The organism is Nocardioides zhouii (assembly GCF_004137345.1).
Taxonomy (GTDB): Bacteria; Actinomycetota; Actinomycetes; order Propionibacteriales; family Nocardioidaceae; genus Nocardioides; species Nocardioides zhouii.
Window position 1 is genome coordinate 1 of record NZ_SDWV01000025.1, and the last position, 13,801, is coordinate 13,801.

11 protein-coding genes and 3 tRNA genes are annotated in these 13,801 nt (G+C 68.4%); 10 read left to right on the top strand and 4 right to left on the bottom strand.

Annotated features, from left to right (window positions below):
- From EUA94_RS18980 to EUA94_RS18995, 4 genes are all read left to right on the top strand, one after another.
- The coding region (locus EUA94_RS18980; RefSeq protein ID WP_165357043.1) for an oligopeptide/dipeptide ABC transporter ATP-binding protein at positions 1 to 548 on the top strand (548 nt) is incomplete at its 5' end.
- Positions 545 to 1,573 carry an oligopeptide/dipeptide ABC transporter ATP-binding protein gene (locus tag EUA94_RS18985; protein WP_091201925.1) on the top strand — a complete coding sequence of 343 codons (1,029 nt, stop codon included), beginning with the start codon at positions 545 to 547 and terminating at the stop codon, positions 1,571 to 1,573. The genes EUA94_RS18980 and EUA94_RS18985, both read left to right, overlap by 4 nt.
- The gene (locus EUA94_RS18990; protein WP_091201927.1) at positions 1,570 to 3,282 is read left to right on the top strand and encodes an AMP-binding protein; all 1,713 of its coding nucleotides are present in this window, start codon (positions 1,570 to 1,572) and stop codon (positions 3,280 to 3,282) included. The genes EUA94_RS18985 and EUA94_RS18990 overlap by 4 nt, the downstream gene beginning before the upstream one ends.
- A 41-nt stretch (positions 3,283 to 3,323) precedes the next feature.
- Entirely contained in the window at positions 3,324 to 4,550 is a 1,227-nt protein-coding gene (locus tag EUA94_RS18995) for a serine hydrolase domain-containing protein (RefSeq protein ID WP_091201929.1), read from the top strand.
- A gap of 399 nt (positions 4,551 to 4,949) precedes the next feature.
- Here the strand turns inward: EUA94_RS18995 and EUA94_RS19000 are convergent.
- Positions 4,950 to 5,022: transfer RNA gene (locus tag EUA94_RS19000), tRNA-Arg, on the bottom strand.
- Between the two features lie 176 nt (positions 5,023 to 5,198).
- Between EUA94_RS19000 and EUA94_RS19005 the strand changes: the two genes are divergently transcribed.
- The 3 genes from EUA94_RS19005 (at position 5,199) to EUA94_RS19015 (ending at position 10,213) form a co-directional block, all read left to right on the top strand.
- On the top strand, positions 5,199 to 7,037 hold the full coding sequence (locus tag EUA94_RS19005; RefSeq protein WP_129428470.1) for a phosphoenolpyruvate carboxykinase (GTP): 1,839 nt from the start codon (positions 5,199 to 5,201) through the stop codon (positions 7,035 to 7,037).
- Positions 7,038 to 7,214: 177 nt separating this feature from the next.
- Positions 7,215 to 9,074, top strand: a complete 1,860-nt coding sequence (locus tag EUA94_RS19010; protein WP_129428471.1) for a phosphoenolpyruvate carboxykinase (GTP) — start codon at positions 7,215 to 7,217, stop codon at positions 9,072 to 9,074.
- A gap of 134 nt (positions 9,075 to 9,208) precedes the next feature.
- Positions 9,209 to 10,213: a TrmB family transcriptional regulator gene (locus EUA94_RS19015; RefSeq protein WP_129428472.1), complete on the top strand. Its 1,005-nt coding sequence runs from the start codon at positions 9,209 to 9,211 to the stop codon at positions 10,211 to 10,213.
- Between the two features lie 188 nt (positions 10,214 to 10,401).
- Here the strand turns inward: EUA94_RS19015 and EUA94_RS22990 are convergent, their stop codons facing one another.
- The 3 genes from EUA94_RS22990 to EUA94_RS19025 form a co-directional block, all read right to left on the bottom strand.
- Positions 10,402 to 10,524 carry a hypothetical protein gene (locus tag EUA94_RS22990; protein ID WP_277986125.1) on the bottom strand — a complete coding sequence of 41 codons (123 nt, stop codon included), beginning with the start codon at positions 10,522 to 10,524 and terminating at the stop codon, positions 10,402 to 10,404.
- A 171-nt stretch (positions 10,525 to 10,695) separates the two neighbouring features.
- Positions 10,696 to 10,789 (bottom strand) — tRNA-Ser (locus EUA94_RS19020).
- A gap of 61 nt (positions 10,790 to 10,850) precedes the next feature.
- Positions 10,851 to 11,312, bottom strand: coding sequence for a hypothetical protein (locus EUA94_RS19025; RefSeq protein WP_129428473.1), 462 nt, complete (start codon positions 11,310 to 11,312; stop codon positions 10,851 to 10,853).
- A 79-nt stretch (positions 11,313 to 11,391) separates the two neighbouring features.
- On the opposite strand from EUA94_RS19025, the gene EUA94_RS19030 reads away from it, so the two are divergent.
- From EUA94_RS19030 to EUA94_RS19040, 3 genes are all read left to right on the top strand, one after another.
- A tRNA-Ser gene (locus EUA94_RS19030) sits at positions 11,392 to 11,476 on the top strand.
- An 87-nt stretch (positions 11,477 to 11,563) separates the two neighbouring features.
- Positions 11,564 to 12,436: an AAA family ATPase gene (locus tag EUA94_RS19035; protein ID WP_129428474.1), complete on the top strand. Its 873-nt coding sequence runs from the start codon at positions 11,564 to 11,566 to the stop codon at positions 12,434 to 12,436.
- On the top strand, positions 12,433 to 13,797 hold the full coding sequence (locus tag EUA94_RS19040; RefSeq protein WP_129428475.1) for a vWA domain-containing protein: 1,365 nt from the start codon (positions 12,433 to 12,435) through the stop codon (positions 13,795 to 13,797). The genes EUA94_RS19035 and EUA94_RS19040 overlap by 4 nt, the downstream gene beginning before the upstream one ends.
- Positions 13,798 to 13,801: the final 4 nt, after the last annotated feature.

Below are 13,801 nucleotides of genomic sequence, written 5' to 3' on the forward strand. Positions count from 1 at the left end.
ACGCCGCCACAGCGCACTCGGAGGCAACCCACCCATCAGCCGACTGCTACCAACCTGATGGCCGGGTACACCTAGCGGGCAGACCGCGGGTGCTCGTGGCCGACGAACCGACGACGGCGCTCGACGTCACGGTGCAGTCCGAGATTCTCTCCCTGCTCCACGAGCTCCAGGAGACAACCGGGTTGGCGCTCCTACTCATCACGCACGACTGGGGTGTCGTTGCAGACATCTGCGACCGGGCAGTCGTCATGTACGCCGGCGACGTCGTCGAGGTAGCGCCCGCGCACACGGTCTTCACCGCCCCCACGCATCCCTACACAGCGGCACTCCTCGCAGCAGATCCGTCGATCGAGCACTCAGGTCGACTGCCGACGCTGCCCGGCCGAGTGCCCGCGCCGGGTTTGTGGCCTCAAGGCTGCCGCTTCGCAGCGCGTTGCCGACTCGCGACAGAGGCATGCAGCGAAGCTCGTGTACCGCTTATCAAGACGTCCGAAGCGCTGTCGCGGTGCCTACACACTGACCTACTGAAGCTGGAGAAACGCGCATGAGCACCGAGACCGTCCTGGATGTGCGCAACATCAAGGTCGGGTTCCGTCGCAAGCGGCGCGAACCTATCTTCTGGGCCCTCGACGGCGTGAGCCTCAGCATCCGTCCCGGCAGGACCGCCGGTCTGGTGGGGGAGTCCGGCTCGGGGAAGTCGACCCTGGCCCGGGCCGTGATGGGGCTGCAAGCCGTCGACGGCGGGACGATCGAGGTCGCTGGTGTCTCGATCACAGCCTCGCGGCATCTCAGCCACAAGCGCCTGGCTCGTGATCTCCAGGCCGTCTTTCAGGACCCCACAGGATCCCTGAACCCGTCGTACACCATCGGCCGTAGCCTCGGCGAGCCACTGGTCGCACAGGGTGTCGCTCGTCGGCAGATCCGCGCGCGTGTCGAGGAGGCGCTCGTGCGGGTCGGGATGGACCCGTCCGCCGCCGACCGGTTGCCGCGCCACTTCTCGGGTGGCCAGCGGCAACGCATCTGTATCGCTAGGGCGCTCATGACACAGGCGCAGGTCGTGGTGTGCGACGAGGCGGTGAGCGCCCTCGACCTGTCCGTCCAAGCCCAGGTGCTCAACTTGCTCATGGACCTCCAGGACGAGTCCGGACTGGCCTACCTGTTCATCTCGCACGACATGAACGTCGTGCGGCACCTGTGCCACGACGTCACCGTCCTCTACCGCGGACAGGTGATGGAGTCCGGCCCGACGAGCCAGGTCGTCGCCGACCCCTCGCACCCGTACACCCGGGCCCTGCTGGACGCCGCCCCGGTCGCCGATCCGGAGCGGCAAGCGGCACGTCGTGCCGCTCAGGTGCGGACGGGCACGGCGACGGCAACAGGCGCCACGGAGGAGGGTTGCCCCTTCGCATCGAGGTGTGCCTTCGTGCAGGACCGCTGCCGCACGACGCGGCCTCCGCTCGTCCAGGCATCGAACGGCGTGTCCGTGGCATGCCACCGGTTCCCCGAGTGGAAGAGCGAGGCCCCGCCGACATCACCAGCCGAGACAGCACCGCAGGGGAGCTCCGTGGCATGAGCGCTGCAGCAACGGCCGCCCTTCGGCAGGCCCGTGACGACCTCGTCGCTCGCCGCACCGACTACGCCGGGGCCGTCGACTCGTTCACCTGGCCCGATGTTGGCGCCACGTTCAACTTCGCCCACGACTGGTTCGACGGTTTTGCTCGTGGCAATCAGGACCTCGGTTTGGTGATTGTCGAGGAGGACGGTTCACGACAGGCGTACAGCTTCGACGAGCTGGCCACCCGTTCCGACCAGGTGGCCTCTCTCCTGAGTTCGGCCGGGATCCGCAAGGGAGACAGTGTCATGGTGATGCTCGGGAACCAGGTCGAGCTGTGGGAAAGCATGCTCGCAATCGTGAAGCTCGGCGCCGTCGTCATGCCGACCACGACGGCGGTGGGAAGCACCGAACTGCTCGACCGGCTCGACCGCGGCCGAGCGCGAGCGGTCATCTGCAACAGCGACGAGACAGCCAAATTCAACGACGTGCCTGGGGACTACGTCAGGCTCGTGGTTGGAGCTGCCCCACGTCCGGAGGGGTGGCAGGCGTACGCAAATGCCTACGGTATCGCCGACCCGCCTGTGCAGCACCCTGGGAACACCAGCCGCGACCGGATGCTTCTCTACTTCACCTCAGGCACGACGAGCCGCCCCAAGCTCGTTGAACACACGCACACGTCCTATCCCGTGGGCCACCTTTCAACGTTGTACTGGCTCGGACTGCAGCCGGGCGACGTGCATCTGAACATCTCCAGCCCAGGCTGGGCCAAGCACGCGTGGTCGAACTTCTTCGCGCCCTGGCTCGCTGAGGCCACGATCTTCGTCTACAACTACGGGCGCTTCGACGCGAAAGCGCTCCTCGACCAGATCCGCAAAGAAGGTGTGACCACCTTCTGTGCCCCGCCGACCGTATGGCGCATGCTCATTAACGCGGACCTCAGTGCCGGACCCGGGCTCCTGCGCGAGGCCATCGCCGCTGGGGAGCCGTTGAACCCAGAGGTCATCAGCCAGGTCCAACGACAGTGGGGCCTGACCATCCGGGACGGGTTCGGGCAGACGGAGACGACCGCTTGCATCGCTAACACTCCCGGCCAGCCAGTCAGGGCCGGCTCCATGGGCCGCCCATTGCCCGGCGTCCCTGTCGCGCTGGTTGACCAGATTGACGGCACTGTGGTGGATGGACCGGGGGAGGGGGAGATCTGCCTCGACCTCGCGACCGAACCGCTGACGCTCATGACCGGTTACCAGGGCGACGCCGCACGCAACGACGAAGCGATGGCGGGCGGTTTCTATCACACCGGCGACGTCGCCCTTCGCGACGAAGACGGTTACATCACATACATCGGTCGCACCGATGACGTGTTCAAGGCTTCTGACTACAAAATCAGTCCTTTCGAGCTCGAGTCCGTGCTCCTCGAGCACCCAGCCGTCGCCGAAGCGGCCGTAGTCCCCGCCCCCGACCCTGTGCGACTCGCGGTTCCGAAGGCGTACATCGCCCTCGTCGAGGGCTTTGCCCCGGATGCGGACACCGCCCGGTCAATCCTGTCCTATGCCCGCACGCACCTAGCGCCGTACCTACGGGTGCGCCGGATCGAGTTCTTCGACCTTCCCAAGACCGTCTCAGGCAAGATCCGCCGGGTCGAGCTGCGCACCCGCGAAACCCAGGCGGGAAGCGACCGGTCGCCTGGAGAGTTCCGCGACGAGGACTTTCCAGATCTCAAGAACTGACCGCGTCACCGCAGACCCACGACACCTCACAAGGAGCGCCCATGACCCCCGCCATCGCTGGTCACCACGACGAAGCATTCGCCGGAGTGATAGGTGCCTTCCGCAGTCACCTCGTGAGCACGCCCTACGGAGGAGCGGCTCTCGCCATCTACGTGGACGGGCAGCTCGTCGTTGACGTCTGGGGTGGGATGGCCGACGTCGTCAGGGGGAGGACGTGGGAGCGCAACACCTTGGCACTGGCGTTTTCGGTAAGCAAGAGCGTCACGGCTATCACAGTTCTGCACCTGGTCGAGGACGAGCTGCTGACGCTCGATGAGCCGGTAGGAACGTACTGGCCAGAGTTTGCCGAACACGGCAAGGCCGAGATCACCTTGCGGCAGGTGCTCGCGCATCGGGCTGGCGTCCCTCTCGTAGATGCGCCTCTTACTCGGGAGCAAGTCATCGACGGCGGTCCTGTGCTGCGAGCACTCGAGGCGCAGGCACCCCTCTGGGCCCCAGGAGGGGCGCACGCCTATCACGCCATCACCGTCGGTCACATCGCTGCAGAAGTAGTTCGCCGCGTGACCGGACGACCGTTCGGCGAGGTCTTCCGCGAGCGGATCGCCGACCCACTCGGGCTGGACGTATGGATTGGCCTTCCTCCATCCGAGCATGCCCGCGTGGCGTTGACCTTGCCCAGCGATCCCACGACCATTTCGTACGAGCTGGTCCAAGCACTTCAGACCATGAACTCCGAGGACCCTAGGCCCCTCCGCGCGCTGACCCTCAATGGGGCACTCGGAATCCCGGTGCCTGGACTCGTCACAGAGAACTCGATGAACGATCCCGCGTTCTGGGCCGCAGAGCTGCCTGCCGCCAACGGCATCGGCACCGCCCGAAGCTTCGCGAAGCTCCACGCGGCCTTGGTCTCCAACGTGGGGGACGGTCGTGCCGATGACAGTCAGGGCGCGGAGGGCCCGAAGGTGGGACTCAGCGTCAAGACGCTGGACGACGCCACGCGGGTCCAGACTGAAGGTCAGCCGGTGCTGGGCCCGCCGCTCGCCGCCTTCCCGAGATGGGGGACCGGGCTCATGCTCTCCTCCGTCGTGCGGCCGATGCTCGGACCTTCGAGCTTCGGCCACGACGGCGCGGCCGGCGCCTTGGTCTTCGCGGACCGAGACGCGCGAGTCGGGTTCGCCTTCCTGCCGAGTGTAATGGGTCCCATCCCGGAGGAACGTGTCACGCCGATCGTCGAGGAACTTCGCCGCGTCCTCCTCTCTCGACAGTGACCGATGGCCGGGGGCGCGCGGGGTAGCCCCCTAGTCCCAAGAAGTGGCTGAAGTAGCCTGACGGCGCACCTACAAGGGCAATTTGTTGGCTGTTTCTGACGAGCGATGGTATCTGCCCCCGCGAGGCGTGGCTGTGGCCGGCGAGCAAGCCCACTTGAGCAAAGTCTCCATCCGAGGCAGGGCCTGCTACTGCATCGGGGACCTAGGCCTGAGCCGCTACGCGCCATCTCGGGGCCGAAGCCAAACCAACCGTGAACGTCCTCGTCAGCGGCGCGACGATACGCACTGTGTCCCAGGTGTGTCCGCCAAACAACGAGCGCGCAATTGATGGAAACTGGAAGCTGCGCGAGAAACACAAAGCCGCAGGTCAGCGGGTGTGACCTGCGGCTTTTCTGTTTGCGCGCCTGTAGGGATTCGAACCCCAAACCTTCTGATCCGTAGTCAGATGCTCTATCCGTTGAGCTACAGGCGCTCGTCGCCCGCACTGCGTACGCACCGCGAGGACTCACCGAGGATAGCCGACCGGCTCGGGGCGGACGAAATCAGGACCACCCCCGAGGCCGGGTCGCACGGGCTGGGACGTGCCCTAGGGTGCCTAGCACCCGCACACGCGACGGCCCGGGTCGTCGCACGATGAGAGGTAGCGCGATGGCAGATCTCGAGGCCGCCCTGGACGACGCCGGGCTGACCAATCCCCAGGTCCGTGAGTTCGTGAAGGAGTACGCCGAGCTCACCGGCGCCGAGCGCATCGAGGTGGTCAACGCCTCCGACGACGCGCGCCTGCTCGAGGAGGCCGTGGCCGCCGGCGAGCTGTCGATGGCGGGGGAGGGGCGCTACTACTCCCGCAGCTACTACAAGGACACCGCCCGCTCCGAGGAGCGCACGATCGTCGCGACGAACGACGAGAAGGACAAGGGCGTCTACAACAACTGGCGGCCGGCCTCGGAGATGAAGCCGATGCTCCACGACCGGATGCGCGGCGCATCGGTGGGCAAGACGATGTACGTCATCCCCTACCTGATGTCCCCCGCCGGCAACGCTCTCGCGCCGTGGGCCGCCGGCGTCGAGCTGACCGACACCCGCACGGTCGTGCTCCACATGATCCGGATGGCCCGCGTCGGCGTGCAGTACGTCAACGACCTCGAGGACCCGGACTCCTTCGTCCGCGCGGTCCACGTCACCGGCGACCTGGAGAACCTCGGCCAGGGCACGGCCGACGACCAGCGCTACTTCGTGACCGTCGCCGACGAGCGCACGATCCTGCACTTCGGCTCGTCCTACGGCGGCAACGCGCTGCTCGGCAAGATCGCGCACGGCCTGCGGCAGGGGGCGTACGACGGCTGGGCGAGCAAGAAGTTCCTCGCCGAGCAGTACATGCTCATCGGCATCCACGACAAGGAGACGGGGAAGACCTACCACGTCTGCGGCGGCTTCCCGAGTGCCTCGGGCAAGACCAACCTGGCGATGATGGCGGCCCCCGACGCGCTGGGCGATCGCTACCACGTCTCGTTCTACGGCGACGACATCGCGTGGCTGTGGGTCGACGAGGAGTCGGGCCGCCTGATGGGGATGAACCCAGAGTACGGCGTCTTCGGTGTCGCCAAGGACACCAACGAGAAGACCAACCCCAACGCACTCGCGTCCATCGACGAGGGCACGAAGGCGATCTTCACCAATGTCTCCCACAACCCGACCACGGGTGAGGTGTGGTGGGAGGGCAAGACCAAGAAGCCGCCGAAGAAGGTGCACGGCTGGCTCGACTGGATGGGCTCGCCGCTGGCCGACCGCAAGAGCGACGACACGGCGGCGTGGTCCCACCCCAACAGCCGCTTCACCACGACCCTCGACAACGTCCCCAACATCGCGCCCGACTACGACGAGCCGATGGGTGTGCCGATCGACGCGATCATCTTCGGCGGGCGTACGAGCGACCGTGAGCCGTTGATCCGCGCGATCACCGACCTGGCCGAGGGCGTGTACGACGGGCTGACGCTCGGCGCGGAGGCCACCTTCGCCGCCGAGGGCGTCGACGGCCAGCTGCGCTACGACCCGATGTCCAACCGGCCGTTCATGGCCTACGGCGAGGGCGACTACGCCCGCCACTACCTCGACATCGTCGGGGCAGCGTCGGAGCAGCCGATCTTCGCGCACGTCAACTGGTTCCAGAAGGACCCCGACGACGGCCACTTCCTCTGGCCCGGATACCGCGACAACCTCCGCCCGTTGCTGTGGCTGCTCCAGCTCAAGAACGGCGAGGTCGAGGGCCGGAAGACGGCCGTCGGCATCATCCCGACGGAGGAGGAGCTCGACCTGTCGGGCATGGACATCCCGGCCGCCGACCTCGAGCGCATCCTCACCATCGACAAGGAGCGCTGGCAGCAGGAGATGGGCTTCCGCGAGGAGCACCTCGCCCAGTTCGACCGGATGCCCGAGGAGATCTGGGAGGCCCACCGCCGGGTGGCCGCCGACCTCGACGCCGAGGACTGAGCCGACTCCGGCTTCCGCCGAAATGACGCGGAAGTGCCGTCGCGAACCCGAGCGAGATCCAGGTCACAACTCTTAGACCGATCCAATATGTGCGCGCATTCACAAGCACTAGCGTCCCGGAAAAGTCGCCGACAACGAGGCCGCGCGAACCGCGACGAACGCTGAAGGAACTCCGGGATGACCGCAACGACCGACCACCTGACCGCCACGACGACACACGAGGGCATCGCCGCATGGGTCGCCGAGGTCGCCGAGCTCACCCAGCCCGACCGCATCCACTGGTGCACCGGGTCCGACGAGGAGTGGGCCGAGCTCACCGCCTCCCTCGAGGCGACGGGCACGTTCACCCGCCTCAACCCCGACGTGATGCCCAACTCGTTCCACGCGGCCTCCGACCCCACCGACGTGGCGCGCGTCGAGGACCGTACGTACATCTGCTCCGTCGCCGAGCGCGACGCCGGCCCCACCAACAACTGGATGGAGCCGGAGCAGATGAAGGACCTCATGCGCGGGCTCTACGCCGGCTGCATGAAGGGCCGCACGATGTACGTCATCCCCTTCGTGATGGGCCACGTCGACGCCGAGAAGCCGATGTTCGGCATCGAGGTCACCGACTCGGCGTACGTCACCGTGTCCATGCGCGTCATGGCCCGGATGGGCACCGACGTGCTGACCCGCATCGAGGAGCTCGCCGCTGCCGGCGAGGACCCGCAGTGGGTGCCGGCGCTGCACTCGGTCGGCATGCCGCTCGAGCCCGGCCAGGACGACGTCGCGTGGCCGTGCAACGACACCAAGTACATCGTGCAGTTCCCCGAGGAGCGGATGATCTGGAGCTTCGGCTCCGGCTACGGCGGCAACGCCCTGCTCGGCAAGAAGTGCTACGCGCTGCGCATCGCCTCGGTCATGGCGCGCGACGAGGGCTGGCTGGCCGAGCACATGCTCATCCTCAAGCTCACCTCGCCGCAGGGCGTGACCAAGTACGTCGCCGCGGCCTTCCCGAGCGCGTGCGGCAAGACCAACCTGGCGATGCTCAAGCCGACCGTCCCGGGCTGGAAGGTCGAGGCGATCGGCGACGACATCGCCTGGATGCGGATCGGCGAGGACGGGCGCCTGTGGGCGGTCAACCCCGAGTTCGGCTTCTTCGGCGTCGCGCCCGGCACCAACGAGCACACCAACCCGCACGCGATGGAGACCATCCGCAAGGGCAACTCGGTCTTCACCAACGTCGCGCTCACCCCCGACGGCAACGTGTGGTGGGAGGGCCTGGAGAACACGCCCGCCGAGGCCACCAGCTGGAAGGGCGAGCGCTGGACGCCGGAGATCGCGGCGGAGACGGGCGAGCTGTCCAGCCACGCCAACAGCCGCTACTGCACCCCGATCAAGCAGTGCTCGATCCTCGCCGACGAGTACGACGACCCGCGCGGCGTGCCGATCGACGCGATCCTCTTCGGTGGCCGTCGCAAGACGACGATCCCGCTGGTGACCGAGGCCCGCGACTGGAACCACGGCACCTTCATGGGCGCCACGCTCTCCTCGGAGACCACGGCCGCCGCGGTCGGCGCCGTGGGCGTCGTACGCCGTGACCCGATGGCGATGCTGCCCTTCATCGGCTACAACGCCGGCGACTACTTCAGCCACTGGGTCGGCATCGGCAAGGACAACGACGCGGCCAAGCTGCCGAAGATGTTCTACGTTAACTGGTTCCGCCGTGCCAAGCTCGATGACGGCCGTGACGGCGACTTCCTGTGGCCCGGCTTCGGCGAGAACAGCCGCGTCCTCAAGTGGGTCATCGAGCGCCTCGACGGCCAGGCTGCCGCGGTCGAGACCCCGATCGGCCACGTGCCGGCGCCCGGCTCGCTCGACCTCGACGGCCTCGACCTCACCGAGGAGCAGGTCGCCCAGGCCCTCGCTGTCGACGCCGACGAGTGGCGCGCCGAGCTGCCGCAGATCGAGGAGTGGTTCGAGAAGTTCGGCGACGACCTCCCCGCCGTGCTGTGGACCGAGCTCGACACGCTCAAGGCCCGCCTCGACGCCTGATCCACGCACCCGTACGCCCTCCGACCCGTCCTTCCGCACCAGGGAGGGCGGGTCGGTGCGATTTCCGGCCGATCGGCCGGGTGCTGTGTGGCACGATCCTCCCACTGGGTCGGTGGGAACGCGGGAGGTGAGCCATGCCCTTGGGTCAGCACGAACGCGCCCTGTTCGAGGAGCGTGCCGCTCCTCTCTACGAGGAGATCCTGGGCGCGGGCGGCATCAGCGCGTCAGACAAGCGCATCGCCCGGCGCGGCGAGCTCCACGAGGCCTTCGAGCTCCTGGTCGACGTCGGACTCGTCAACAAGAGCGACGACGAGACCCAGTGGCATGCGGTCGATCCGGCCGCCGTCCAGGCGCAGGTCGTGGCACCGCTCGGCCAGCAGGGTGCGGAGCTGATCGCCGAGTCGGCCCACTGGGCCCAGGCCTTCAGCTCCCTGTCGCACGCGTGGCGCCGTTCGCCGAGTGCTGTGGGTGGGCCGTTCGCCGAGATTCGCGGCGTCACCACGATCCGCACCGTCCTCCTGTCGATGGTCGCCGACTCCGAGGACGAGATCCTCACGGCCCAGCCGCAGGACAGGCGCGGGGTCAAGCAGCTCTCGGAGGTGACCGCGCGAGAGATCTCGCTGCTCGAGCGCGGCGTCAAGATGCGCACGCTCTACCAGCACGCCGCCCGTCGCGGCGCTGACACCCGCAAGTACGTCGCCGCGGTCACGGCCGCCGGCGCCGAGGTTCGGACCCTGGACGAGTTCTTCAACCGCCTCATCGTCATCGACCGCCGGATCGCGATCATCCCCAGCCACGAGGGTCTGAATGCGGCCATGGTGATCAGCGACCGGTCGATGGTGGGCTACCTCGTCGACATGTTCGAGCGGCACTGGGAGCGCGCCCGGCCGTTCAGCAGCAGCGAGAGCTCGCTGATGCGGGACATCGCGACCGAGCAACGCGCGATGACGATCCGGATGCTGCTCGAGGGCCGGGCCGACCCGGCCGGTGCGAAGCGCCTGGGCGTCAGCCCCCGGACGTACGCCGGCTACGTGGCCGACCTGAAGAACGAGTTCGAGGTCGAGACGCGCTTCCAGCTCGGCTACGAGATGGGCAAGCGCGGCATCTCGGGACGCGAGATGGACGAGCCGACGGCCTGACCACTCACGTGGTGCTCGTGTTGCAAAGGTGTGCAAATGAGGCGAGGGCAGCAGCTCGATAAGCTGCTGCCCTCGTGCCGGGACTGGCCTGTGGGGGAGGCCTTCGGACCAGAACTCGTGGGGGGTTGAGGAGTCCGTGTCCCGGCTTCTTCAGTGCGTGCCGCTGGGGCACGCACTGGATCAGTGCGTCAGCCCTTGACCCGCGCGCCCCAGGTGATGTCGGCGTTGGCCGGTGCGCTGGTGATCCCGACGAATCCGAGGCCAAGCGCGCCCACGAGGGCGGCGGCGGCGATGCGGCGAACTGCGGTCATAGTGGTTCCCACCTCATAGTCATGTGTCACAGGGGATGACCTGTTCATTCTCCCCCACCGTCAGCGGCAGCGTCAGGCCGATGGTGCTGCAGGTCTGTGCATTGCAGGTTCTTGCAAAGGTGCGCACGCTGCACTGGACCGGCCCCCACACCCGGAAGGGGGCCGATCTCTTGGCGGAGGCGGAGGGATTTGAACCCTCGATGGGGTTTTAGCCCCAAACCCGCTTAGCAGGCGGGCGCCATAGACCGGACTAGGCGACGCCTCCATGCCCGGCAGACCGGGCGCAGAGAAGGGTACAAGGCGCGGCGCGACTGCGCCGAATCAGGTCAGAACTTCCGCAGCCCGCGACCGCGCTGCAGGTGCTCCTGGAGGTCGCGTACGAACTCCTCGCGGCTGGTCGCGAGCACCTCGACGGGGATCGTCGTCGTCCGGCCGTCACGCAGGCGGAGCACCACGACGGGGGCGTTCGCCACGGTGGTGGCGACGCCGTCCTCGACGTCCTGCCAGCGACCCGAGGCCACCCCGACACCGCGTACCCACTGGACCCGGTAGCCCTCGGGGGTCAGCCGTACGACCCAGCCCTTGGTGCGCCACGCCCACGCGGCGAGGGCGAGGACCACGAACGTCGCTCCGACCGGCACCAGCAGGAAGACCGTGTGGAGGTCGAGGACGGCGAGGGCGACGGTGCTGAGGAGGATGAGTACGGCGACCGCGCACAGCACGACGCCCAGCAGGCGCGCGGCGACCGCCGGAGCGAGGCGGTGGACGCTGGTGGTCTCGGTCGTCACGTCGCGATTTCATCACGTGCGTGGCCGGCCGGACCGGTTGGGTAGAGTCCCGCGGTGTGCGGCGCCTGGCGCAGCACGAGGAGGGGTGCCGGAGCGGCCGATCGGAACCGCCTTGAAAGCGGTCGTAGGGAGACCTACCGCGGGTTCGAATCCCGCCCCCTCTGCTCAGTCTTCGCGGAGCGAAGACTGAGCAGAGGCTGCCTGAAACCTCAGCCACGAGCTCCCGTCACGCGGCGGATAGGCTCGGCGGCGTGACGACGAGTTGGTTCAGCAGCCCCGACGACGCGGCCACCCGCCTGCGCGCGGCCGGCTACCTCACCGACGACGCCACCGCGCTGACGGCGTACCTCGCGGGCGCGCTCGAGAAGCCGCTGCTGGTCGAGGGGCCGGCGGGGGTCGGGAAGACCGAGCTCGCCAAGGCGGTCGCGCGTGCCGCGGGCGCGGAGCTCGTACGGCTGCAGTGCTACGAGGGCCTCGACGAGGCGCGGGCGCTCTACGAGTGGAACTACAAGAAGCAGCTCCTCCGGATCCAGGCCAGCGGCGGGGAGGACTCGTGGAGCGAGACCCACGACGACATCTTCACCGAGGAGTTCCTGCTCACCCGCCCGCTGCTCAGCGCGATCCGTCGCGACGAGCCGACGGTCCTGCTCATCGACGAGGTCGACAAGACCGACGTCGAGGTCGAGGGCCTGCTGCTCGAGGTGCTGAGCGACTTCCAGGTGACCATCCCCGAGCTCGGCACGGTGAGCGCGACGCGCAGGCCATTCGTGGTGTTGACGTCCAACGCCAGCCGCGAGCTGTCGGAGGCGGTCAAGCGGCGCTGCCTGTTCCTGCACCTCGGCTACCCCGACGCCGAGCGCGAGCGGGCGATCGTCACCAGCCAGGTGCCCGGTCTCGACGACAAGGTGGCCGCCCAGCTCGTCGATGTCGTCGTCCGCCTGCGCGAGCTGGAGCTGAAGAAGGCGCCGTCCATCGCGGAGTCGATCGACTGGGCGCGCACGCTGATCGCGCTCCAGATCGGTGACCTCGACGAGGCCACCGTCGCGCGGACCCTCGGCGTCATCCTCAAGCACGCCTCGGACCAGCGGCGCGCGATCAAGGAGCTCAAGCTGGCGGTGTCGTGACCCTCCTTCACACCCACATCGGCTTCGTCGAGGCGCTGCGCTCGGCGGGCCTGTCGGTGTCGCTGGCCGAAGGGCTCGACGCGATCGGCGCGCTCGAGAAGGTGCGCTGGCACGACCGCGAGACGGTCCGGGCGGCGTACGCCGCGACGCTGGTGAAGCGCCAGCCGCAGCGGGTCACCTTCGACGCGGTCTTCGACATCTACTTCCCGCGCCTGATCGGCAGCGGGGTCGCCGGTGAGGACGCGGCGGACGACGACGGGGTGCCTGACACCGGTGCCCAGCTCGAGCGGTTCCGCGAGGCGCTGGCCGAGGCCCTCGCGTCCGGCGACCAGCAGGCGTTGCAGGACCTTGCAGTGGAGGCGGTCGCGCGGTTCGGAGCGATGCCAGGTCGCGGGCCGGGGCTCTCGAGCTGGTCGGCGTACACCTCTCTCCAACGGGTCTCGCCCGCCGAGCTGATGGACCGGCTGGTGCAGGGCATGCTGTCCGGCGGTCTCGACGCCGAGCAGGCGCAGCGCGCCGCGGGCCGGCGGATCGGGGACTTCACCCGCCTCGTCGAGGGGGACGCCCGCCGGCGCATCGCCGAGGAGAAGGGGCCCGAGCACGTCACCGACGTGACGGTGCGGCCGACCATCGACCGCCTCGACTTCACCGCCGCCCGCCGCAGTGACCTCGAGGAGATGCGCCGCGAGATCTACCCGCTCGCCCGGCGACTGGCGGCCCGGCTGACCAAGGAGCAGCACGCGCAGCGGCGTGGCCCGCTCGACGTACGCCGCACCGTGCGGGCCTCGATCGCCACGGGCGGGGTGCCGCTGACCACGCACCACCGGCCGCGGCGCCCGCACCGCACCGACCTGGTCGTGCTGTGCGACGTCAGCGGCTCGGTGGCGAACTTCGCGCAGTTCACCCTGATGCTCGTCTTCGCCCTGCGCGAGGCGTTCAGCGGCGTACGGGCGTTCACCTTTGTCGACGACGTGGTGGAGGTCAGCGACACGTTCCGGCCGGGCACCGACGTCGTCGAGGTGATGGAGTCGCTGGCCGCGAGCATCTCGCACGCGGCCCTGTGGGGGCGCACCAACTACGGGCGGGCGCTGACCCGCTTCGCCGAGCAGCACGCCGACGCCATCGGACCGCGGTCGTCACTGCTGGTCCTCGGTGACGCGCGGTCCAACTACAGCGACCTCGCGCTGCCGGTGCTGTCCGACCTCGCCGGCCGGGCGCGTCACGCCTGGTGGCTGAACCCCGAGCACCCGCGCCACTGGGGCACGGGCGACAGCGCGGCGGACAGCTACGGCGAGATCGTGCCGATGGGGGAGTGCCGCAACCTCGCCCAGCTGGGCGAGTTCGTGCACGAGATCGTCTGAAGGC